Origin of the sequence: Streptomyces sp. NP-1717 (assembly GCF_022695985.1) — a bacterium.
GTDB lineage: Bacteria > Actinomycetota > Actinomycetes > Streptomycetales > Streptomycetaceae > Streptomyces.
In genome coordinates this window covers 1-20,535 of sequence record NZ_JAAPBF010000124.1, presented here as the reverse complement: position 1 = coordinate 20,535, position 20,535 = coordinate 1, and the positions used below count along the sequence as shown (strand labels likewise).

The following is a 20,535-nucleotide window of genomic DNA, read 5'->3' as shown; positions in this document are numbered from 1 at the left end:
AGCAGTCCCCCCGCAGTAGAACTGCACGGCATCACCAAGCGGTTCCCCGGCGTCGTGGCCAACCACGACATCGCCATCACCATCGGCAAGGGCACCGTCCACGCCCTCGTCGGTGAGAACGGTGCCGGCAAGTCGACCCTGATGAAGATCCTCTACGGCATGCAGAAGCCGGACGAGGGAACGATCACCGTCGACGGCACGCGGGTCACCTTCAACAGCCCGGCCGACGCCATCGCGCGCGGCATCGGCATGGTGCACCAGCACTTCATGCTGGCCGACAACCTCACCGTCCTGGAGAACGTCGTCCTCGGCGGCGAGAAGCTCTACGGCATCGGCCAGGGGGCGCGGCGCAAGATCAGAGAGATCTCCGACGCGTACGGGCTCGGGGTGCGCCCCGACGCCCTCGTCGAAGAACTCGGCGTCGCCGACCGCCAGCGCGTGGAGATCCTCAAGGTCCTCTACCGGGGCGCCCGCATCCTCATCCTCGACGAGCCCACCGCGGTCCTCGTCCCGCAGGAGGTCGACGCGCTCTTCGACAACCTGCGCGAGCTCAAGGCCGAGGGCCTCACCGTCATCTTCATCTCGCACAAGCTGGGCGAGGTGCTGTCCGTCGCCGACGACATCACCGTCATCCGGCGCGGTACGACCGTGGGCACGGCCGACCCCGCGAACACCAGCACCAAGCAGCTCGCCGAACTCATGGTCGGCAGCGAACTCCCCTCGCCCGAGACCCGCGAGTCCACCGTCACCGACATACCGGTGCTCGACGTCGCCGACCTGCGGCTGACCGTCACCGACCCCGACGGTGTCGTACGCGAGGTGCTCGCCGACATCGGCTTCACCATCCACCGCGGCGAGGTCCTGGGCATCGCGGGCGTCGAGGGCAACGGCCAGACCGAACTGATCGAGACGCTGATGGGTCTGCGCGACCCGGACGGCGGCGTGATCACCCTCGACAGCGCCGACATCTCGCACGCGCCCACCCGCAAGCGCCGCGAGGGCGGCATCGGCTACATCCCCGAGGACCGGCACCGGCACGGACTGCTGCTGGAAGCGCCGCTCTGGGAGAACCGTATCCTCGGCCATGTGACCGAACGCCCCAACAGCCGGGGCGGACTCCTCGACCCCAAGGCGGCGCGCACCGACACCAAGCGCATCGTCGTCGAGTACGACGTCCGCACCCCCGGGATCGACGTCACGGCCTCCTCCCTCTCCGGCGGCAACCAGCAGAAGCTGATAGTCGGCCGCGAGATGAGCCACAGCCCCAAGCTGCTGATCGCCGCCCACCCGACACGAGGCGTCGACGTCGGCGCGCAGGCCCAGATCTGGGACCAGATCAAGGCCGCCCGCCGCGACGGACTCGCGGTGCTGCTGATCTCCGCCGACCTCGACGAGCTGATCGGCCTCTCCGACACCCTGCGCGTGATGTACCGCGGCAGGCTCGTCGCCGACGCGGACCCCGCGACCATCACCCCGGAGGAGCTGGGCACCGCCATGACCGGCGCCGCCACCGGCCATCTCGAGGCAGCCCCGGAGGACGAGGCCCGATGAAGAAGTTCGACAAGGACCGGCTGATCCTGGGCCTGGCCGGCCCGGTGCTCGCGCTGGTCGTCGCCATCGCCCTCACCACGGTGGTGCTGCTCGTCTCGGGCACCAACCCGTGGGAGCCGTACCGCATCATGTTCGAGTCGGCGAGCTACGTCGACGTACAGGTCCTGATCGTCAACCAGGCCGGTACGTACTACCTCGCCGCGCTCGCCGTCGCCGTCGGCTTCCGGATGAACCTCTTCAACATCGGGGTCGACGGCCAGTACCGGCTCGCCGCGATGATGGCGGCGCTCGTCGGTGCCAGCGTGAGCCTGCCGGGACCGCTCCAGATCGCGCTCATCGTCATAACCGCGATGCTCGTCGGTGCCTTCTGGTCCGGCATCGCGGGCATCCTCAAGACCACGCGCGGGGTGAGCGAGGTCGTCTCCACGATCATGCTCAACTCGATCGCGACCAGCCTCGTCGCCTGGCTGATCCTGCCGAAGAACTTCGGTGAGCAGCCCCCCGGCTCCAACAACCTGACGACCGGTGAGATCCCGGAGTCCGCCTGGTTCCCCGGACTGTCCATGGGCGCCGAGGCCGGCGAGATCTACGGCTTCACCTTCGTCGCCGCGCTCTGCGGCGTCATCTACTGGTTCGTCCTCGGCCGCACCCGCTTCGGCTTCGACCTGCGCGCCACCGGCGCCAGCGAGAGCGCCGCGCAGGCGTCCGGCGTCGACGCCAAGAAGATGATCCTCACGTCGATGCTGATCTCCGGCGGGATCGCCGGCCTGGTCGGAATGCCGACGCTGCTGGGCGACACCCACACCTACAGCCTCGACTTCCCCACCGGAATCGGCTTCACCGGCATTACGATCGCGCTGCTGGGCCGCAACCACCCGCTCGGCATCGCGTTCAGCGCGCTGCTGATCGCGTTCCTCGACAAGTCGTCCGCCTCCCTCGACCAGTACGGGTACGAGAAGGAGATCGCGACGATCATGCAGGGCCTGATCGTGATCTCGGTCGTGGTCAGCTACGAACTGGTCCGCCGTTACGGGCTCCGCCGCCAGCAGCAGAAGGTCGGCGAGGAGCTCGCGGCGGGCGGCGCGATCCGGACCGAGGCCGACTCCGGTCCCGGCACCGGACCGGGCTCCGGACCCGGCACCGAATCCGAATCCCTTTCCCGGAACGACCAGAACGACAAGAGCGACAAGGGGGCTGCCCTGTGAGTACCAGCACCGTTACCGCAGCGACCGCGGCTCCCAAGAAGGGCGGCGGGCGGCGCAAGCTCACCCTGCCCGTCATCCTGCTGATCATCGCCGGCGGACTGGCGCTGATCTCCCTCGTCCGGCTGATCAGCGGCGCCGAGGACATCACCTCCGTAGGACAGGTGGCCGGCGCGCTCGAACTCGCCGTACCCATCGGCCTCGCCGGACTCGGCGGCCTGTGGGCCGAGCGTGCGGGCGTCATCAACATCGGCCTCGAAGGAATGATGGTCCTCGGCACCTGGTTCGGTGCCTGGGCCGGCTTCCAGTGGGGCCCCTGGGTCGGTGTCCTGTTCGGCATACTCGGCGGGGCGCTCGGCGGTCTGCTGCACGCGATCGTCACCGTCACCTTCGGCGTGAACCACATCGTCTCCGGTGTGGCCATCAACATCCTCGCCGTCGGCGTGACCCGCTACCTCTCCAACTTCACCTTCGCCAACGAGGCGGGCGGCTCCTCCAAGCAGTCCCCACGCATCGACTCGATCACCGAGATCACCATTCCGGGACTGGCCGACGGGCTGGCCGATCTCCAGCAGAAACACTGGTTCCTGATCTCCGACATCGCCGGTGTGCTCGGCGGTCTGGTGACGGGCCTGTCCCTGCTGACGATCGTCGCCCTGCTGCTGATCCCCGCCACCTGGTGGATCCTGTGGCGTACGTCCTTCGGACTGCGCCTGCGCTCCTGCGGCGAGAACCCGATCGCCGCCGAGACGCTCGGCGTCAACGTCTACAAGTACAAGTACATCGCCGTCACCGTCTCCGGCGGACTCGCGGGGCTCGGCGGCGCGTTCCTCGCCATCGTCGCCACCGGCATCTACCAGGAGAACCAGACCGGTGGCCGCGGCTACATCGGTCTCGCCGCGATGATCTTCGGCAACTGGATGCCGGGCGGCATGGCGCTGGGCGCCGGACTGTTCGGCTTCACCGACAGCCTCAAGCTGCGCGGCGGCGCCGAGAACGTGCACGCCATGCTCCTGCTGCTGGCGATCCTGCTGGTGCTCGTCGTGGGATGGCAGCTCTACAAGCGCAAGTACGTCTCCGCGGTGATCTCGGCGGTCGTCTCGGCGCTGCTGTTCACCTGGTACGCCCTGGTGGACCAGGTCCCGAGCCAGTTCGTCGACGCCGCGCCGTACGTGACGACCCTGCTCGTCCTCGCCCTGTCCGCACAACGGCTGCGGATGCCCAAGGCCAACGGCATGGCGTATCGCAGAGGCCAGGGCACATGACCGCCGCCGGCGCCGCCACCGGCGGCGTGGACTGGGAGGCCCTGCGCGCGGCGGCCCGGGACGCCATGTCCCGTGCCTACGCGCCGTACTCGGGCTACCCGGTCGGCGCCGCCGCCCTGGCGGACGACGGCAGGACGGTCACCGGCTGCAACGTCGAGAATGCCTCGTACGGCCTCGGCCTGTGCGCCGAGTGCGGGCTCGTCTCGGCGTTCCACGCGACGGGGGGCGGCCGCCTCACGCACTTCACCTGCGTGGACGGCGGGGGCGCGCTCCTGGTGCCGTGCGGCCGGTGCCGCCAGCTGCTGTACGAGTTCGGCGGCCCCGGCCTGCTGCTGGACACCCCGGAGGGGGTCCTCCCGCTCTCCGAGATGCTGCCCCAGGCCTTCGGCCCGCAGCACCTCGCCTAGGGCGTGTCCGCGAAGTCCCGCCTGGCCCGCGGCGCCTGGCACGGCACCTCGCCGCGTTGTGGGACCCGGCCGAGTACTGCGGGTCCATCCACAACGCCGGTCCTCCGCCTTGCGACGCACCGCACCAGCCGCCGCGGGCCCCGCCCTGACGGGCGGACGACGCTGCTTCGCGGACACCCCCCGGGCCGTGTCCGGCGAATGGCGTCGTCCGCCCGCACGGCGGCGCCGGCGCCCGCCGCGCAGCGGCTGATGCCTCGTCGGTGCGGTGCGTCGCAAGGCGGAGGGCCGGGCTCGCGGTCCCCGGCACCGCGCCGTGCCGTGCCGTACAGCCCTCGGTCGGCACGGCTCCGCCTCCGCCGCGGTCCCCGGCACCGGCGTCCGGGCATCAGCCGCTGTGCGGCGGGCGCTCCCTGATCCGGTCCGATCGACAAGACACCCCCTAGAAACCGAGGAACACCATGGACGTCATCTCCGTCATCCGGACCAAGCGGGACCGCGGTGAGCTGAGCCCCGAGCAGATCGACTGGGTCATCGACGCCTACACGCGCGGTGACGTCGCCGACGAGCAGATGTCGGCCCTCGCCATGGCGATCCTGCTCAACGGCATGAACCGCACGGAGATCGCCCGCTGGACCGCCGCCATGATCGCCTCCGGCGAGCGCATGGACTTCTCCTCGCTGTCCCGCCCCACCGCCGACAAGCACTCCACGGGCGGCGTCGGCGACAAGATCACGCTGCCGCTCGCCCCGCTGGTGGCCGCCTGCGGCGCGGCCGTGCCGCAGCTCAGCGGACGCGGTCTCGGCCACACCGGCGGCACCCTCGACAAGCTGGAGTCCATTCCCGGCTGGCAGGCCCGGATCTCCAACGCCCGGATGCTGGAGGTGCTGGACTCCGCCGGCGCCGTGATCTGCGCCGCCGGTGACGGGCTCGCCCCGGCCGACAAGAAGCTGTACGCGCTCCGCGACGTCACCGGCACCGTCGAGGCGATCCCGCTCATCGCCTCCTCGATCATGTCCAAGAAGATCGCCGAGGGCACCGGCTCGCTGGTCCTGGACGTCAAGGTCGGCTCCGGCGCCTTCATGAAGACCGTCGAGGACGCGCGCGAACTGGCCTCGACGATGGTCGGCCTCGGCACCGACCACGGCGTACGCACCGTGGCGCTGCTCACTGACATGGCCACCCCGCTCGGCCTCACCGCGGGCAACGCCCTGGAGGTACGCGAGTCGGTCGAGGTCCTCGCGGGCGGCGGCCCGGCCGATGTCGTCGAGCTGACGCTCGCCCTGGCGCGCGAGATGCTCGACGCGGCCGGTCTGCGGGACGCCGACCCGGCCAAGGCCCTGGCCGACGGCTCGGCAATGGACGTCTGGCGCCGCATGATCGCGGCCCAGGGCGGCGACCCGGACGCGGCTCTCCCGGTGGCCCGCGAGCACCAAGTGGTCACCGCGCCGTCCTCCGGAGTGCTGACCCGGCTCGACGCGTACGACGTCGGCGTCGCAGCCTGGCGGCTGGGCGCCGGCCGCGCCCGCAAGGAGGACGTGGTGCAGGCGGGCGCCGGTGTGGAGCTGCACGCCAAGCCGGGGGACACCGTGACGGCGGGGCAGCCGCTGCTCACGCTGCACACCGACACCCCGGAGAAGTTCGGCTACGCGCTCGAATCGCTGGCGTCGGCGTACGACATCGCCCCGGCAGGGACGGCGTTCACCGCCGCCCCGATCGTCCTCGACCGGATCGCCTGACAGGCTCGACCGGGCCCGCCGGGCGGGCAGTTGGAGCCCGCCCGGCGATCGAGGACACCCACCCGCCGGCCGGACGTGTCCCGGGCCCGTCCGGCGGTCGAGTACGGACCGTGTCCGGCGCACCTCGATGAGTTCCGGCAGCCCCGCCGGTCTCAATGGATGTGGAAGCCACCAAGACGATCCTCCTCGCCCTGCGCGGACCGATCACCGCGGCCGATGTCCCTCAGCTCTGCGACCAGCTCGCCGCACGGCTGAGAGACAGCGACGCCACCGACGCGGTCTGCGACGTCGGCGCGCTCGGCAGGCCGACCGCCGTGACCGTGAACGCCCTGGCCAGACTGCAGCTCGTCGCGCGCAGGCGCGGGTGCCGGATCCGGCTGAGCGGCGCGGGCCCCGAGCTGTTGCTGCTGCTGGAACTCGTCGGTCTGACGGACGTCGTCGGGGCCGGCGGGCCCGTCGGCGGCCCGGTCCAGGCCGGTGGGCCCGCCGAAACGGGCCCCGACCCACCGCTGGTCAGACGGGCGTGAGGCTCTGCTCGGCCCAGATCGTCTTGCCGGTGTACGTCTGGCGCGTGCCCCAGCCCTGCGTCAGCTGCGCGACCAGGAGCAGCCCGCGGCCGCCTTCGTCGGAGACCCGGGCGCGGCGCAGATGGGGCGCCGTGCTGCTGCCGTCCGCGACCTCGATGATCAGATTGCGGTCGCGGATCAGCCGGAGGCGGATGGGGGCCTCGCCGTAGCGGATCGCGTTGGTGACCAGCTCGCTGACCACCAGCTCGGTGATGAACACCGCGTCCTCCAGCCCCCAGGCGTCGAGCTGCAGGCACGCGTCCTTGCGGACCTTGGCGACGGCGGCGGCCTCGTGCGGCACGTCCCAGGTGGCGACGTGGGCCTCGTCCATGGCGCGGGTACGGGCCATCAGCAGAGCCACGTCGTCGGCCGGTCGGTCCGGGTCGGGGAGAAGCGTCCGGAGCACGGTGTCGCACGTCTCCTCCAGGGACCCGGGGGAGCGTGCCAGCACCTCGCGCAGCGTGTCGGCGCCTTCCTCCGGATCACGGTCGCGGGCCTGGACGAGACCGTTGGTGTAGAGCGTGAGGACGCTGCCCACGGGCAGTTCCAGCTGGGTGGTCTCGAAGGGCAGGCCGCCGACGCCCAGCGGCGGACCCACGGGGACGTCGAGGAACTCGACCGCGCCGTCCGGGGTCATCAGCGCGGGTACCGGATGCCCGGCACGGGCCAGGGTGCAGAGCCGGGTGACCGGGTCGTAGACCACGTACAGCATGGTGGCGCCGATGTCGCCGGAGGGGACCTCCGCGTTGTCGGCCTCGGCGGACAGGCGGATCACTAGGTCGTCCAGATGGGTCAGCAGCTCGTCGGGCGGGAGATCGACGTCGGCGAGGGTACGGACGGCGGTGCGCAGCCGTCCCATGGCGGCCGACGCCGGGATGCCGTGGCCGACCACGTCGCCGACGACCAGGGCGACGCGGGCGCCCGAGAGCGGGATCACGTCGAACCAGTCGCCGCCGACGCCCGCCCGCGCGCTGGCGGGCAGATAGCGGGAGGCGATCTCGACCGCGGCCTGCCGGGGCGGCCGTCCCGGGAGGAAACTGCTCTGGAGAGTCAGGGAGGTGCGGCGCTCGCGCCCGTAGCGGCGGGCGTTGTCGATGCAGACCGCGGCCCGCGCGGTGATCTCCTCGGCCAGCAGCAGATCGTCCTGTTCGAACGGCTCCGGGCGCCGGTGGCGGGAGAAGGTGACGGCGCCGAGGGTGATGCCACGGGCGCGCATCGGTACGGCGAGCACCGAGTGGAAGCCGAACTTCCGTACCCGCCTGGCCCGCTCCGGGGCATCGCTCTCCCAGGCGGTCAGGGCGTCGGGGGTCACCTTCCGGATCAGCGGCCGGCCGGTGGCCAGGCACTCGGCGGCGGGTGAGCCCTCCGGGTAGGTGGCCACCTCGCCCTGCGGGACCACGGCCTCGGGGCAGCCCTCCAGGACGGACCGGCAGGCGATCCGGCGCAGTCTGACGGGGCTGCTGAGCGGACCGGCGCGCAGGTCCTCGCCGTCCTCGATGGACGGCAGCAGGTCGACGGTGGCGAAGTCGGCGAGCTGCGGGACGGCCACATCGGCGAGCTCCTGTGCGCTGCGGGGGACCTCCAGCGTGCTGCCGATCCGGATGCTGGCCTCGTTGAGGAGGGCGAGACGGTTGCGGGCGAGGTGTTCCTCGGTGATGTCCTGGGCGGACAGGAGCACTCCGCGCAACGTCCCCCCGCCGTCCCGGACGGGCAGGAGAGAGATCGTCCAGGTGCTCTCGCCCGGGTGGCCCGCCAGGCGCAGCGTCACCTCCACGTGTTCCTCCTCGCCGGTCTCCAGCACCCGGCGCATGTGCCGCTCGGTCCGCGCGGCCTGCGGGTCGGCCACGATCTCCGAGACGCGCAGGCCCCGCATCACCTCCTGGGACAGGCCGATCACCCGTTCCATGTCCGCGTTGGCCAGCCGGAGCCGCAGATGGGTGTCGTAGAGCGCGGCCGTGGTCGGGGATCCGGCGAACGCCCACTTCACCAGCTCGTCGTCCTTCGAGGGCGACGTCCCGGGGCTGATGGCGGAGAACAGGAACCACCCGCCTTCGCCGGTGTCACTGTCGGCGTCGACGCTGTTCCGGGTCCGGCGGTGGGCCAGCAGGCGCACGGTGAGGCGGTGACCGTCCTGGTGGAGGAGCGTCGCCGGCCCGTCCCACCGGCGCAGTGACGCGGCCAACCGCACCGACTCGGCGGACGGCCCCTCGGCGAGCAACTCGCGCACGGGTCGGCCGACGATCTCCTCGGAGGCATAGCCGAGCAGCCGTCGAGCACCCTCGTTCCACCCCGTGACATTGCCGTGCGGGTCCACCGTGACTCTGGCCGAGCCCGCTGCCGCGGCGGCGTCCTCCGGCCACGGCACCCGGTTCTCACTGGCGGTTTCGGTTGGCGTCATCGTGCCCTTCCCGCCGACACCCCCGATACCTCCACCATGGTCCGGGGCCCGCCCAGGAGCAAACGCAGCCCCCGGGCGTACGGCCGGGCCCTCTCAGGCGGAACTCAGGCCGGGCTCCCGTCCTTCTCCAGGCGCGCCGGGAGATCGAACAGCGGGAACCACCGCTCGGTGTCCAGGAACGACGTGATCCCCCTGACCCTGCCTTCCTCGATCTCGATGACCATGAGCGCCCACGGCGTGTACCCCTCGCCGTCCGCGGCCGGGTGGTAGTGCGCGAACGCGGGCGTGCCGTTGGCGACCGTCGGCACCAGCCGGGAGCCGCGGCAGACCTCGCCGACACCGAGCATCCAGCCCACGATGTCGTCGTGCCCGCGCAGCCACAGGTCGTACGGGGGCATGGAGAGCGTCGCGTCCTCGTGCAGGAGCGCGGTCAGCGCCTTCATGTCGTAGCCCTCGAACGCGGCCACATAGCGCTCCAGGAGCGCCTTCTGCTCCTCGTCGAGCGGGTCCGAGGCGTCGGTGGGGGCCGGCTGGGACTCGGCGATCGTCGCGCGGGCGCGCTGGAGCGCGCTGTTGACCGAGGCGACCGTCGTCTCCAGCAGCTCGGCGACCTCGCTCGCCTTCCACGCCAGCACCTCGCGCAGGATCAGCACGGCACGCTGCTTCGGCGGCAGATGCTGGAGGGCGGCGACGAAGGCGAGCCGGATCGTCTCCCGCTCCACCGCCGTCTCCGCGGGGTCGACCACCGAAGGCAGGACCCGGCCGTCGGGGACCGGCTCCAGCCAGGTGACCTCCGGTCGTGAGTTCAGTTTCGCCTGGGACACGGGGGTCGCCTCACTGAGATCCATCGGCCTGGCACGTCGGTTGCCCGCGTTGAGCATGTCGAGACACACGTTCGTCGCGATGCGGTAGAGCCATGAGCGCAGCGACGACCGGCCCTCGAACTTGTCGAAGCTGCGCCAGGCGCGGACCATCGTGTCCTGTACGGCGTCCTCGGCCTCGAAGGCCGAGCCGAGCATCCGGTAGCAGTAGCCGGTCAGCTCCGTACGGTGCTTCTCCAGCCGGGAGTCGAGATCCTGTGTCGTAGCCGTATCACTCATCGGTGGTCACCCCAGTAGCCCTTCGAACCCAGTCCCACGGAAGCTACCGCAGCCCACTGACAATCGACCCGCCACGAAGAGAAATGCCTGGTCCGCGCGGGGAGCGCCTGGTGGCCCGGCCCCGTTCGGGGGCGCCCGGCGCCGGTGCTACCGCCCGGCCGCCGCCGCCAGGGCCCGCTCCTCCACGCGGGCGGCGTGCGTCCCGTACAGCGTCACCGAGACCACCCCGAGCACCGCGAGCAGTCCGAGCCCCACCGTCGCGCCCCAGCCGCCCGTGTGGAACGCCACGGCGCCCAGCGTGCCGCCGGCGCTGCTGCCCACGTAGTACGCGCTCTGGTAGAGCGCCGACGCCTGCGCGCGGCCCGTCTTCGCCGTACGGCTCACCGCCGACGAGGCGACCGCGTGGCCCGCGAAGAAGCCCGCCGTGATCAGTACCAGCCCGAGCAGTACGGCGACGAGCGAATCGGTCAGCGACAGCAGCAGACCCGCCGTCGTCGTCCCGACCGCCAGATACAGCGCGCCGCGCCGTCCCAGCCGCGCCACCAGCTTCCCGGCGGCGGCCGAGGAGACCGTACCGACGAGATAGACCAGGAAGATCGAACCGATCACACCCTGCGGGAGGTTGAACGGCGCCTCCACGAGCCGGAACCCGATCGCCGTGTACACCGCGCCGAACACCGTCATGAAGAGGGCGCCGATCGAGTACAGCCTGCGCAGCAGCGGATCGGCCAGATGACGGCCCACCGTCCTCGCCAGCGCGCGCGGGTTGAGCGTTCCGGGCGTGAAGTGCCGCGCCCTGGGGAGCAGTACGCGGAAGGCCACCGCGCACACCAGGGCGATCAGCCCGATCGCCGCGAGCCCGGCCCGCCAGCCCCACAGCTGGCTGATCCAGCCGGCCACGATACGGCCGCTCATACCGCCGATGCTGTTGCCCGCGACGAACAGTCCGATCGCGCCGACCAGCGCCCTGGGCCGTACCTCCTCCGCGAGATACGCCATCGCGGAGGCGGGCAGCCCGGCCAGCGCCGCGCCCTGGACCGCGCGCAGCGCGATCAGCCACTGAAGATCCGGCGCGAACGGCACGAGCAGACCGACGACGACCGCGACCGTCAGCGAGACGGTCATCAGCGTGCGCCGCCCGAAGCGCTCGGACAGCGCGCTCAGCGGCAGTACGAACAGCGCGAGCGCGCCCGTGGCCGCCGACACCGTCCAGCTGGCCTGCCCGGCCGTCGCGCCGAAGTCGGCGGAGATGGCGGGCAGCAGCGCCTGTGTGGAGTAGAGCAGCGCGAAGGCCGCGACCCCTGCGGCGAAGAGACCGAGGCTCATGCGCCGGTAGCCGGGCCGGCCGGGGGACAGGGATTCGGCGGGCGGGGACGTCGCGGGCGCGGAGGCGAGGGCACCCGTGGTGACGGGCGCCTTGGTACTGACGTAGGGCATACGACGAACGTACGGACACCCATCTCATGCGTCCAATGCATGGAATCGTCATAATCGTTCCCATGGTGCATCAACGCAGGCCCAGGCCCCGGCTGTCATCAAGCAGTTACGCACAAGACATCGCGCCGTCGATCCCGGCCGCCGCCACGCCGCCGGGCACGGCGTCGACCGCGCCGCCCACCGCCGGTCTAGACCCCGAGTCCTGGTCCGCGCTGCTGGCGCCCCGGCTGGCCCAGTTCGCGGGCGTCGCGCGCCACGAACACGTCACCCGCGCCGCACAGGACATGAACGTCCCGCAGTCCACGCTCTCGCGCGCGATGGTCCGGCTCGAACAGGACCTGGGTGTCGCGCTGTTCGCCCGCAAGGGCCGTACCGTCTCGCTCACCCCCGCCGGCCGCGCCTTCCTTACCTCCGTGGAAGGCGCGCTCGCCGAGGTCGAACGGGCGGCCGAGGCCGTACGGGCGGACGCCGACCCCGCGTCGGGCAAGGTCGCCTTCGGCTTCCTGCACACCATGGGCTCCGAGACCGTCCCCGAACTGATCCGCGCCTTCCGCGCCGACCATCCGCGCATCCGCTTCCAGCTCGTCCAGAACTACGGGGAGGCCATGCTCGAACGCCTGCGCGCGGGCGATCTGGACCTCTGTCTCACCTCCCCGGTCCCCGAGGCCCCCGACCTGGTCGCCCGCCGCCTGGACGAACAGCGGCTGCGTCTGGTGGTCCCCGACGACCACCGGCTGGCCGGCCGCCGGCGCATCCGTCTCGCCGAGGCGTCCGACGAGACGTTCGTGACCCTCGAACCGGGCTACGGGCTGCGCCGGATCACCGACGACCTCTGCGAGGCCGCCGGATTCCGGCCGCGCGTCGCCTTCGAGGGCGAGGAGGCCGAGACCCTGCGCGGCCTGGTCGCGGCGGGCCTCGGCGTCGCGCTGCTGCCGCCCCCGGCCGTGGCCCGCCCCGGCGTCGTGGAGCTGACGGTCACCGCGCCGCGCGCCGTGCGCGAGGTCGGCGTCGCATGGCTAGACGGCCACCCCGACACCCCGCCGGTGGCCGCCTTCAAACGCTTCCTGCTCTCCCGCCGGGGCCATCTGCTGCCCGGCTGACCCCGGTTGAGGTCCAGGCCGTGTTTCGAAAGTCCCGCCTGGCTCGCGGCGCCCGGCACGCACGCTCACCGCGTTGTCGGAGTCGTCCACGTACGGCCGGTCCATCCACAAGCACGATCCTCCGCCTTGCGATCGCACGCACCGGACGCCGCGAGCCCCGCCCTACGGGCGGACGGCGCTACTTTCGCAACACGTCCTACGGCCGCAGCGACCGCCCGAAGCCCGCCGCGAGCGGCATCCGCAGACCCAGCGGCGGCGGCGCGGCCAGCGCGTCGGCCACGGGGCGCGAGTAGGTACGCGACAGGAGCGCCCCCAGGACGAAGTCCCTGGCCAGCGCCAGGACTTCACTGTGGTGCTGGCGCAGCGCGTGCCCGTCGGAGTGGACCTCGAAGCGGCAGGTGTGCCGGTTGGCCTTCCGGGCCCGCTCCGCGAGCCGGAGGGACAACTCGGGGTCGCTGCGCTCGTCGTTGGTGCCGTGCACGATCAGCACCTGTCTGCCCGCGAGCTGGGTCACCGGCTCCGGCTCCGTGCCCGCCGCCCCGTCCGGCAGCCAGGGCGCCATCGCCAGCACCGAGCTGACGGCCGGGTGCCCGGCGGCCCGCAGCGCGGCGCGTCCGCCCATGCCGTGCCCGGCCAGACAGACCGGCACGTCGCCGTAGCGCCGTACGACCTCCGTCGCCGCCCACCCGGCGTCCGCCGACAGCTGCGCGTCGGCGCCGTTCCAGCCGCGCGAGCGGTAACGGACCATGTGCACCAGCAGCCCCTCGGCGGCGCCCGCGCGGGCCAGCGTCCGCGCCAGCGGCAGCATCGACGCGTAGGCGACCGTGGAGGGCCCGCGAGCGGAGACCGGCTCGCCCGGCGGCAGCACGAGAACGACCCCTCCCACCTCCGGCGGCGAGGCCGGCGCGGAGACCGCCTTCCCCAGCCGTGCCTGTGACTCCGTACGACGTCCGCGCACCCCGGCGCCACGCCCCGGCACGCGCCCGCCCGGGCCGGGAACCGCCTGCTGTCCCATAGCAGAACAGTCTCAGAAGGAGAGGTGTACGCCACCCGTACGCACGGTCACTGTTACGTATCGGCGAGAGGTGATCTACGCGCGTAGGCTATAAGGTGCGCAGATGACGAGCCAGACCTACCGACCTCCTACGGCCGACCAGATCCGCCGCGCCCCCAAGGTGCTCCTCCACGACCATCTCGACGGCGGCCTGCGCCCCGGCACGATCGTCGAACTCGCCCGTGAGACGGGCTACGAGGGCCTTCCGGAGACCGAGCCCGACAAGCTCGGCCTCTGGTTCCGAGAAGCGGCCGACTCCGGCTCGCTGGAACGGTATCTGGAGACCTTCGCCCACACCTGCGCCGTCATGCAGACCCGCGACGCGCTGTTCCGGGTCGCCGCCGAGTGCGCGGAGGACCTGGCGCTGGACGGTGTCGTCTACGCGGAGGTCCGGTACGCCCCCGAACAGCACCTGGAGGGCGGCCTCAGCCTCGAAGAGGTCGTGGAGGCCGTCAACGAGGGCTTCAAGGAGGGCGAGCGCCGTGCCCGCCAGGCGGGCCGCCGGATCCGCGTCGGCGCCCTGCTGACCGCGATGCGGCACGCGGCCCGCGCCCTGGAGATCGCCGAACTCGCCAACCGCTACCGGGACTCGGGCGTCGTCGGCTTCGACATCGCCGGCGCGGAGGCGGGCTTCCCGCCCACCCGCCACCTCGACGCGTTCGAGTTCCTGAAGCGCGAGAACAACCACTTCACCATCCACGCGGGCGAGGCGTTCGGCCTGCCGTCGATCTGGCAGGCGCTCCAGTGGTGCGGCGCCGACCGGCTCGGCCACGGCGTGCGCATCATCGACGACATCGAGGTCGCCGACGACGGCTCGGTGACACTGGGCCGCCTCGCCTCCTACGTACGCGACAAGCGCGTCCCGCTGGAGCTCTGCCCGAGCTCCAACCTCCAGACGGGCGCCGCCGCCTCGATCGCCGAACACCCCATCGGCCTGCTGCGCAAACTGCATTTCCGGGCGACCGTGAACACGGACAACCGGCTCATGAGCGGGACGAGCATGAGCCGTGAATTCGAGCTGCTGACCGAGGCGTTCGGCTACACGCTCGACGACATGCAGTGGTTCTCGGTCAATGCGATGAAATCAGCATTCATTCCTTTCGATGAACGACTGGCCATGATCAACGACGTGATCAAGCCCGGATACGCCGAGTTGAAATCCGAATGGCTGTTCAAGCAGACCGCCGCCACCAGCGAGTCTCAGGGCTGAGTAAGACGATCACAGCCCTGTGGAAGCGGGCCGGGACACACCCTCCGGCTCGCTTCCGGGTGTTTGCGGGCGACGCGCGGCGATGACTAACTTGCAGGGCCGCTCGTATCCCCCCATTCCCCAAGGGACGTAATTCCTCATGAAGCAGACCGCTGCCAAGACTCTCGGCGTCGCCGCTCTCGGTGCCGCCTTCGCCGCCACCGCAGCCGGTAGCGCGTCCGCCGCGCCCGCCGTTCCCGACGCGGGCGGCGCTCTCGACAGCGTCACCAAGACCCTGCCGACCGAGGGGCTGACCAAGGGCCTTCCCAACGGGACGTCCGAGGGCCTGACCGCCGCGCAGGACGCCGTCGGCAGCGGGGTCGGTACGGTCCGGCAGGTCGCCCCCACGGCGCTGTCCGCCGCGACGACCGCCAACCCCCTCACGGGCCTGCTGGGCGGCCTCCCGCTGGGCACCCTCCCGGTCGGCTAGCCGCCAAGTCGTGCCCTCAATCGCCGGACGGGCTCATCAGAGCCCGTCCGGCGATTGAGGACGAACCGGCAGTTCCCGGAAGCCGCGCCTACCACGCCGTGGCCGTCGCGCGCTTCTCGTTCGGCAGGAACGCCCACAGCGCCAGGTACAGCAGGAACTGCGGGCCGGGCAGCAGGCACGAGGCCAGGAAGATCACACGCATCGTGTTCGCGGAGGTGCCGAAGCGCCGAGCCAGCGCCGCGCACACTCCACCGATCATGCGTCCCTGACTCGGGCGGGCAATCGCGGACATGATGGGCTCCTTCGCGAGTCCGTGGCGGGAGCCTCTTCTTGTGCTCCCGATGACTCCATGGTGGCCCGGAGCGGCAGGACAAAGCGTCGCTCTACGGGGCGATACCGACCCTGGTAATCGTCGGGGTCGTCCCCTGAGACCCCTGAGGAGTCCTCTCCCGCAGCGCACGCGGGGGCTCCGCCGCCGCCTCGTGCGAGGCCGACGCCGTTGCCGGCCTCCGTCCGCGTCCGCGCCGGCGCCGCAGTCTCGCCCGTCCCGCCGGGACGAACAGCAGATGCGCGATCCCCACCCCGACCGTGTTGAGCAGCAGCGAGTCCACGTCGACGACCTGGCCGGGGATCCCGGTCTGGAGCAGTTCGATCCCCAGCGAGACGAACGCGCCGGCGGCCATCGTGCGGGTCAGCGAGGCCAGGGGGGAGACGGTCAGCCGGCCCCCCGCCATGGGGAGGAGAACCCCGAGGGGCGCCAGCAGCAGGAGCCCCTCGCCGATCCGCCGGACGGCCTGGAGCGGCCCCATGGCGAGATCGGCCCTGATGCCCGCGAGCGGCTCGAAGTTCGCCGCGGTCATCCACACGACGTCCAGCGGTCGCAACGTCAGCCACGCGACGAGCAGCAGATGCACGAGGAGGAGGACGACCCCCGCCACGCGGAAACGGAAAGCGGCACTGCCGCCCGAACCTTGGTGCTGCACGAACCCCAAGACGCGGCCACCGCCGGGAACGGTTCCGGGGAGTTCCAAATGAAGGGCCACGTGAGACGGGGGTCACCCGGAAGGCGCCTGCCGGCCCCGTACACCGGGTCCGTCCTGCCGCCGGGCCCGCCTCCTCAGGAAGCGGACGGCAGCGGACCCGTCGTCGGGAGGGCCGACTCGGGGCTGCGCTTGGTGTCGTCGTCGCACCGGTACCCGCGCGCGCCGTACGACCCCGGCCCGCCCAGCACCACCGAACCGTCCGTCGCCGCGCCCTCGATGAGCGTGCACACGATCTGCGCCAGCGCGGCCGTCGGCAGGTCCTCCGGCTGGCGGTTCAGCCGCAGCGTCCCCAGCGGATCGCCGGCGCGCGCCCCGGAGACCGTCAGGGGCCCGCGTACGTACGACTCGAAGCCCGCGTCCCGCTCCGTGCCCAGCGGCTCCTCCGCCAGCTCGTCCAGGAGCGCCTGAGCCACCTGTAGGCGGTCGCCGAGGGCCTTCTCGGCCGGGATGGACGCGGCGCGCTCCACCGGCGTCAGCTCGGACGCGCACACCAGATAGACCCTGACCGCCACTCCCGGCTGCGCCTGGGTGGTCAGATTCCCCTCCGACACCTCGCACGGCACCCGCGAGGGCGCGGCGCCCGCGTCCACCGGCACCGCCGTCGTCCTGATGCCGCAGCCCGCCGCGAGGCCCGCCAGCGCGAGCGCGCCCGCGAGTACGGCGAGAGACCGCCCGGCCGGTGTCCTGGACCTCACTGCGCCCCGTCTCCCTCTCCCCGTCCGTGCCCGTGACCGTCATGACCGTGACCGTCGTCGAAGCCGTCCGGGAACCCCTCGGAGGAGTCCTCGGATATCTCGTGCGGCAGCCGCAGTACGAAGACCGCGCCGCCGCCGGGGACGTTGGCCGCGGTGATGTCGCCACCGTGGATGTGCGCGTTCTCCATCGCGATGGACAGGCCCAGACCGCTGCCCTCGGACCGCGGCCGCGACGCGCTCGCCTTGTAGAAGCGGTCGAAGACGTGCGGCAGTACGTCCTCCGCGATGCCCGGCCCGTTGTCCCGTACCTCGATGACCAGCTCCCGGCCGGCCGTGCGCACCGACACCCGCACCGGCGAACCGCCGTGCTTGAGCGCGTTGCCGATCAGATTCGCCAGGATCACGTCGAGCCGGCGCGGGTCGACGCGGGCCATCATGCCGCGCTCGGCGTCCAGCTCCACCGCGTCCAGCCAGGCCCGCGCGTCGATACAGGCGGTGACCTGGTCGGCGACGTCGACGTCGTCGAGGACCAGCCGGGCGGTGCCCGCGTCGAAGCGGGTCACCTCCATCAGGTTCTCCACCAGGTCGTTGAGCCTGCGGGTCTCGCTCACGACCAGCGTCACGGCGGGCGCGATCATCGGGTCGAAGGTGTCCGCCTCGTCCTCCAGCACCTCGGTCACCGCCGTCAGCGCGGTCAGCGGGGTGCGCAGCTCGTGCGACATGTCGGCGACGAAGCGGCGGCTCGACTCCTCGCGCGCGCTCATGTCGTCGATCTTCTTCTGGAGGGAGGCGGCGGCGTTGTTGAACGTCCTTGACAGATCGGCCAGTTCGTCCGTCCCCGTCACCCGCAGCCGGGTGTCGAGCTTGCCCTCGCCGAGCCGCCGCGCCGCGTCGCCGAGGCGCTGCACCGGCTTCAGCACGGTCGTGGCCGCCGCCTGCGCGAGCAGGGCCGACCCGATGAGCGCCAGGCCCGTCGCGATCGCCAGCGACCATGCCAGCGCGTTGAGATCCTCCCGCTCCTGTTCCAGCGAGAGGAAGACGTAACCGGTCGGCCCGCCCCCGACGATGCGGGTGCCACCGACCAGGTAGGGCGTCCCGCCGCGCTGCGTGCGCTGCCAGAAGACGTGGTAAGGCGACGAGTTGCCCGACGTGACCTTCTGCCGTTCGTTCACCGCGGTCCGCAGCGACTGGGGGACGTCGTCCAGCGTGAACGCGTCCTGGTCGGAGACGCCGACCACCGGCTTGTCCTCGGCGCGCTCACCGATCAGCAGCACGCTGAACCCCGAGCCGCCGTCGGCCATCTGCCGTGCCGTGTACTCCAGTTCGCGCTGGGTCGGCCGCAGTGGCAACTGGGCGGCCTTGTCCCGCATCTCCTGCTTGAACTCCTTGAGCGTGGCCGTCTGCGTACGGGAGAGGACCGACTCGCGGTTCAGCCAGTACGCGATCCCCGACGCGGAGACGGCGGCGGTCAGCGCGACGGCGCCGAAGACGACGACCAGCCGCAGCCGCAGACTCGTCCAGCGCAGCCCGGCGAGTATCGCCCTCTTGCGCGTGCGCCGCCCGGTCGTCCCGTCCGCCGCGGAGCCGTCCGCGCTGTCGGCGCCGTCCGGTCCGGCGGGTGGGTCCGCTCCGTCGGTGAGTCCGCCGGCCGGGGGTTCGGCGCCGCTCACGAAGGCGCGTCCAGCCGGTATCCCACGCCTCGTACCGTACGGATCAGCGTCGGCGACGACGGAACGTCCTCCACCTTCGCGCGCAGCCGCTGGACACAGGCGTCGACCAGCCGTGAGTCGCCCAGGTAGTCGTGCTCCCACACCAGCCGCAGCAACTGCTGCCGGGACAGCGCCTGTCCGGGCCGCCGGCTCAGCTCCAGGAGCAGCCGGAGCTCGGTGGGTGTGAGCTGGAGGTCGTCACCGTTCTTCGTGACGGTCATCGCGGAACGGTCGATGACCAGACTGCCGAAGGTCGCCGAATCGGTCGACTCCCGCTCCCCGCGCCGCAGGACGGCCCGGATACGCGCGTCGAGCACCCGCCCCTGGACGGGTTTGACGACATAGTCGTCCGCACCGGATTCCAGCCCCACGACCACATCGATGTCGTCGCTGCGCGCGGTCAGCAGAATGATCGGCAACTGGTCGGTCCGCCGGATACGGCGGCAGACCTCGAAACCGTCAATACCGGGCAGCATCACATCCAGAACGATCAGGTCTGGCCGCTGTTCTCGCAGCAGATTCAGGCCGTCCTCTCCCGTCGCCGCGGTGGCCACTCGGTGGCCCTGGCGTGACAGCGAGAGTTCGAGGGCCGTGCGGATGGCGTCGTCGTCCTCGATCAGCAACAGGAAAGGCACAGAGGTCATTCTGGCCCATGGGGGGACCACAGTTCGACAGTCGGAGCGCTCCCACAGTTCCGCCACATCTCCCGCCATGATCCATAACCCCTGTGACAGGCCTGTGACAGTCGGCGGACAGGCCCATGAAACTGGCCCGGCAATCTCTTTGGCAGACGGAAACAAGCAGACTCCAGCCGACGGGGGGCGCGAGATGAACTCACTGCACAGCACGACCTCTAGCGCAGTAATCACGCGTCTCCACGACGTCGCACGGAGCACCGAGAAGTCCGGCGCCGTGAACGGGCGGGGGTGCGTTCGCGGCGCCGGGCGTCAGCACCGACCGCCGTACATCGCGGTGGTCGAGGCGGCGCGCAGGACCACGGCGGAGAACGCCGGGGCACGGGGGAACGAGGGAACGGCGTACGGAGAGGCCACGGGGGAGCGCACCGCGGTGACGGAGGTCACGGACGCCGAGACGGCGTTCACGGCCTACGTCCAGGAGCGCAGGGCCTCTCTGTACGCGACCGCCTACCACCTGACCGGTGACCGCTTCGAGGCGGAGGACCTGCTCCAGAGCGCGCTCTTCTCCACGTACCGCGCCTGGGACCGGATCAGCGACAAGGCGGCCGTCGGCGGCTATCTCCGCCGCACGATGACCAACCTGCACATCAGCGCGTGGCGCAGGCGCAAGCTCAACGAGTACCCGACGGAGGAGCTGCCGGAGACGGCCGGCGACACCGACGCGATGCGCGGCACGGAGCTGCGCACGGTGCTCTGGCAGGCGCTCTCGCGCCTTCCCGAGACCCAGCGCACCATGCTGGTGCTGCGTTACTACGAGGGCCGCACCGATCCCGAGATCGCGGACATCCTCGACATCAGTGTCGGCACGGTGAAGTCGAGCATCTGGCGGTCGCTCCGCCGGCTGCGCGAGGACGAGGTCCTCAGCTTCGGACGTGACGAGGAAGAGTCCTTCGGC

Annotated in this window: 19 protein-coding genes; 10 read left to right on the top strand and 9 right to left on the bottom strand. The window is 71.5% G+C overall.

Annotated elements, in window-relative coordinates; translation table 11 throughout:
* Window positions 1-21: 21 nt before the first annotated feature.
* The 6 genes from GXP76_RS22785 (at window position 22) to GXP76_RS22760 (ending at window position 6,688) form a co-directional block, all read left to right on the top strand.
* On the top strand, window positions 22-1,551 hold the full coding sequence (locus tag GXP76_RS22785; protein ID WP_242573433.1) for an ABC transporter ATP-binding protein: 1,530 nt from the start codon (window positions 22-24) through the stop codon (window positions 1,549-1,551).
* Window positions 1,548-2,756, top strand: coding sequence for an ABC transporter permease (locus GXP76_RS22780; RefSeq protein WP_374362151.1), 1,209 nt, complete (start codon window positions 1,548-1,550; stop codon window positions 2,754-2,756). Before GXP76_RS22785 ends, GXP76_RS22780 begins: the two co-directional genes overlap by 4 nt.
* Window positions 2,753-4,018: an ABC transporter permease gene (locus GXP76_RS22775; RefSeq protein ID WP_242573431.1), complete on the top strand. Its 1,266-nt coding sequence runs from the start codon at window positions 2,753-2,755 to the stop codon at window positions 4,016-4,018. The genes GXP76_RS22780 and GXP76_RS22775 overlap by 4 nt, the downstream gene beginning before the upstream one ends.
* The gene (locus GXP76_RS22770) at window positions 4,015-4,425 is read left to right on the top strand and encodes a cytidine deaminase (protein ID WP_242573430.1); all 411 of its coding nucleotides are present in this window, start codon (window positions 4,015-4,017) and stop codon (window positions 4,423-4,425) included. Before GXP76_RS22775 ends, GXP76_RS22770 begins: the two co-directional genes overlap by 4 nt.
* 458 nt (window positions 4,426-4,883) lie before the next feature.
* A complete protein-coding gene (locus GXP76_RS22765) occupies window positions 4,884-6,161 on the top strand; it encodes a thymidine phosphorylase (protein WP_242573429.1) in 1,278 nt (425 codons plus the stop codon).
* A gap of 155 nt (window positions 6,162-6,316) precedes the next feature.
* Window positions 6,317-6,688, top strand: coding sequence for an STAS domain-containing protein (locus GXP76_RS22760; RefSeq protein WP_242573428.1), 372 nt, complete (start codon window positions 6,317-6,319; stop codon window positions 6,686-6,688).
* On the opposite strand, the gene GXP76_RS22755 is transcribed toward GXP76_RS22760, so the two are convergent.
* From GXP76_RS22755 to GXP76_RS22745, 3 genes are all read right to left on the bottom strand, one after another.
* Window positions 6,675-9,125 carry a SpoIIE family protein phosphatase gene (locus GXP76_RS22755; RefSeq protein WP_242573427.1) on the bottom strand — a complete coding sequence of 817 codons (2,451 nt, stop codon included), beginning with the start codon at window positions 9,123-9,125 and terminating at the stop codon, window positions 6,675-6,677. The two genes, GXP76_RS22760 and GXP76_RS22755, sit on opposite strands and share 14 nt — an antisense overlap.
* Before the next feature lie 104 nt (window positions 9,126-9,229).
* Complete coding sequence (locus tag GXP76_RS22750; protein WP_242573426.1) at window positions 9,230-10,225, bottom strand: sigma-70 family RNA polymerase sigma factor; 996 nt, start codon at window positions 10,223-10,225, stop codon at window positions 9,230-9,232.
* 147 nt (window positions 10,226-10,372) lie between these two features.
* Window positions 10,373-11,662 (bottom strand): MFS transporter, encoded by a 1,290-nt coding sequence (locus tag GXP76_RS22745; RefSeq protein ID WP_242573425.1) that lies wholly within the window; start codon window positions 11,660-11,662, stop codon window positions 10,373-10,375.
* Between the two features lie 62 nt (window positions 11,663-11,724).
* Here GXP76_RS22745 and GXP76_RS22740 point away from each other — a divergent pair, with 62 nt between their 5' ends.
* The gene (locus GXP76_RS22740) at window positions 11,725-12,762 is read left to right on the top strand and encodes a LysR family transcriptional regulator (RefSeq protein WP_242573424.1); all 1,038 of its coding nucleotides are present in this window, start codon (window positions 11,725-11,727) and stop codon (window positions 12,760-12,762) included.
* A 196-nt stretch (window positions 12,763-12,958) separates the two neighbouring features.
* Here the strand turns inward: GXP76_RS22740 and GXP76_RS22735 are convergent, their stop codons facing one another.
* Entirely contained in the window at window positions 12,959-13,777 is an 819-nt protein-coding gene (locus tag GXP76_RS22735) for an alpha/beta hydrolase (protein ID WP_242573423.1), read from the bottom strand.
* Between the two features lie 103 nt (window positions 13,778-13,880).
* On the opposite strand from GXP76_RS22735, the gene GXP76_RS22730 reads away from it, so the two are divergent.
* Window positions 13,881-15,026, top strand: a complete 1,146-nt coding sequence (locus GXP76_RS22730) for an adenosine deaminase (protein ID WP_242573422.1) — start codon at window positions 13,881-13,883, stop codon at window positions 15,024-15,026.
* Between the two features lie 139 nt (window positions 15,027-15,165).
* On the top strand, window positions 15,166-15,495 hold the full coding sequence (locus GXP76_RS22725) for an ATP-binding protein (protein ID WP_242573421.1): 330 nt from the start codon (window positions 15,166-15,168) through the stop codon (window positions 15,493-15,495).
* 88 nt (window positions 15,496-15,583) lie between these two features.
* Here GXP76_RS22725 and GXP76_RS22720 read toward each other — a convergent pair whose 3' ends face one another.
* The 5 genes from GXP76_RS22720 to afsQ1 form a co-directional block, all read right to left on the bottom strand.
* The gene (locus tag GXP76_RS22720) at window positions 15,584-15,787 is read right to left on the bottom strand and encodes a PspC domain-containing protein (protein ID WP_242573420.1); all 204 of its coding nucleotides are present in this window, start codon (window positions 15,785-15,787) and stop codon (window positions 15,584-15,586) included.
* Window positions 15,788-15,878: 91 nt separating this feature from the next.
* Window positions 15,879-16,433 carry a VanZ family protein gene (locus tag GXP76_RS22715; protein ID WP_242573419.1) on the bottom strand — a complete coding sequence of 185 codons (555 nt, stop codon included), beginning with the start codon at window positions 16,431-16,433 and terminating at the stop codon, window positions 15,879-15,881.
* Between the two features lie 179 nt (window positions 16,434-16,612).
* Window positions 16,613-17,233 carry a hypothetical protein gene (locus GXP76_RS22710; protein WP_242573418.1) on the bottom strand — a complete coding sequence of 207 codons (621 nt, stop codon included), beginning with the start codon at window positions 17,231-17,233 and terminating at the stop codon, window positions 16,613-16,615.
* The gene (locus tag GXP76_RS22705; RefSeq protein WP_374362140.1) at window positions 17,230-18,903 is read right to left on the bottom strand and encodes an ATP-binding protein; all 1,674 of its coding nucleotides are present in this window, start codon (window positions 18,901-18,903) and stop codon (window positions 17,230-17,232) included. Before GXP76_RS22705 ends, GXP76_RS22710 begins: the two co-directional genes overlap by 4 nt.
* A complete protein-coding gene (gene afsQ1 / locus GXP76_RS22700) occupies window positions 18,900-19,577 on the bottom strand; it encodes a two-component system response regulator AfsQ1 (protein WP_023539102.1) in 678 nt (225 codons plus the stop codon). The genes GXP76_RS22705 and afsQ1 overlap by 4 nt, the downstream gene beginning before the upstream one ends.
* A gap of 193 nt (window positions 19,578-19,770) precedes the next feature.
* Here afsQ1 and GXP76_RS22695 point away from each other — a divergent pair.
* The coding region (locus GXP76_RS22695; protein ID WP_242573417.1) for a SigE family RNA polymerase sigma factor at window positions 19,771-20,535 on the top strand (765 nt) is incomplete at its 3' end.

Bases quoted from the DNA above. Each gene is read 5' to 3' on its own strand.
- GXP76_RS22780 (WP_374362151.1), top strand. From the start codon at position 1,548: ATGAAGAAGTTCGACAAGGACCGGCTGATCCTGGGCCTGGCCGGCCCG.
- GXP76_RS22770 (WP_242573430.1), top strand. From the start codon at position 4,015: ATGACCGCCGCCGGCGCCGCCACCGGCGGCGTGGACTGGGAGGCCCTG.
- GXP76_RS22765 (WP_242573429.1), top strand. From the start codon at position 4,884: ATGGACGTCATCTCCGTCATCCGGACCAAGCGGGACCGCGGTGAGCTG.
- GXP76_RS22760 (WP_242573428.1), top strand. From the start codon at position 6,317: ATGGATGTGGAAGCCACCAAGACGATCCTCCTCGCCCTGCGCGGACCG.
- GXP76_RS22755 (WP_242573427.1), bottom strand. From the start codon at position 9,125: ATGACGCCAACCGAAACCGCCAGTGAGAACCGGGTGCCGTGGCCGGAG.
- GXP76_RS22750 (WP_242573426.1), bottom strand. From the start codon at position 10,225: ATGAGTGATACGGCTACGACACAGGATCTCGACTCCCGGCTGGAGAAG.
- GXP76_RS22745 (WP_242573425.1), bottom strand. From the start codon at position 11,662: ATGCCCTACGTCAGTACCAAGGCGCCCGTCACCACGGGTGCCCTCGCC.
- GXP76_RS22740 (WP_242573424.1), top strand. From the start codon at position 11,725: ATGGTGCATCAACGCAGGCCCAGGCCCCGGCTGTCATCAAGCAGTTAC.
- GXP76_RS22735 (WP_242573423.1), bottom strand. From the start codon at position 13,777: ATGGGACAGCAGGCGGTTCCCGGCCCGGGCGGGCGCGTGCCGGGGCGT.
- GXP76_RS22730 (WP_242573422.1), top strand. From the start codon at position 13,881: ATGACGAGCCAGACCTACCGACCTCCTACGGCCGACCAGATCCGCCGC.
- GXP76_RS22725 (WP_242573421.1), top strand. From the start codon at position 15,166: ATGAAGCAGACCGCTGCCAAGACTCTCGGCGTCGCCGCTCTCGGTGCC.
- GXP76_RS22720 (WP_242573420.1), bottom strand. From the start codon at position 15,787: ATGTCCGCGATTGCCCGCCCGAGTCAGGGACGCATGATCGGTGGAGTG.